Here is a 1,117-nt window from a genome sequence, read left to right on the forward strand (position 1 = left end):
CCGCCGATGACGCGGTCGAGCAGCGCGACGGCGTCCCGGGCCGGCATCAGGTCGAGGGCCAGCGGGCGGGCGCCGTCCCGGGCGGTCAGCCCGGCCAGACCGGAGCGGCTGGTGACCACCGTCAGGCACTCCGGCGCGCCCGGCAGCAGCGGGCGGACCTGCTCGGCGCTGCGCGCGTTGTCCAGCACGACCAGCACCCGCTGGCCGGCCAGCAGCGAGCGGTAGAGCGCGGCGGCCTCCTCGGGGACGCTCGGCACCTGCTCGCCGGGCACCCCGAGGGCGCGCAGGAAGCGGGCCAGCACGGCGTGCGGCGGCAGCGGCGGTTCGGCGGAGAAGCCGTGCAGGTCGGCGTAGAGCTGGCCGCCGGGGAAGTGCGCGCGGCGCCGGTGCGCCCACTGGACGACCAGGGTGGTCTTGCCGATCCCGGCGCTGCCGGAGACGGCGCAGATCCGGGCGGCGGGGGCGCCGGCCTGGTCCCTCGCCTGGTTCGTCGCCGGGTCCGCGGGCGGGTCCGCGGGCGCGGTGGTCGCGGCGTCGGCGAAGGCGTCGAGGGCGGCGAGTTCCGCATCACGCCCGGTGAACGTGGCCGTCGGGGGCGGTAGTTGGGCGGGGCGCGGTGGTGCGCCACGGTCCCGTCCGCCGTGGCCGGCTCCGCTGCGCTCCGGTCCGCCCGGCGGACCGCCGCCCCGCACCGGACGCGGCGCCTCCTCGCGGCCCGCCGCCTCGGTGGTGAGCAGCTCCAGGTGCAGGCGCCGCAGTTCCGGGCTCGGGTCGAGGCCCAGCTCCTCCGCGAGCAGGGTGGTGAACCGCCGGTGCGCGGTCAGGGCGTCGGCGGTGCGCCCGGAGGCGTGCAGAGCCCGCATCAGCTGGCCGACGAACCGCTCCCGCAGCGGATGGTCGGCGACCAGCGTGGTGAGTTCGGGGACGCTCTCCCGGTGCCGGCCGAGCGCGGCCTCCAGGTCGAGGCAGTCCTCCCAGGCGGTGAGCCGGAGTTCGTCCAGCGGCACGGCGCCCGCCGCGATCGACCGGCCCGGCAGTCCGTCGAGCACCGGCCCGCGCCAGAGCGCGAGGGCCTCGCGCAGCTCCGCCGCCGCGGCGGGCGGCTGCCCGGCGGCGG

1 protein-coding gene is annotated in these 1,117 nt (G+C 79.2%); it reads right to left on the minus strand.

Features of this window, described 5'->3' with window-relative positions; genetic code table 11:
- On the minus strand, nucleotides 1-1,117 hold a 1,117-nt coding region (locus ABD308_RS06730; RefSeq protein WP_344328949.1), incomplete at both ends, for a BTAD domain-containing putative transcriptional regulator.

The organism is Kitasatospora putterlickiae, assembly GCF_039527695.1.
Taxonomy (GTDB): Bacteria; Actinomycetota; Actinomycetes; order Streptomycetales; family Streptomycetaceae; genus Kitasatospora; species Kitasatospora putterlickiae.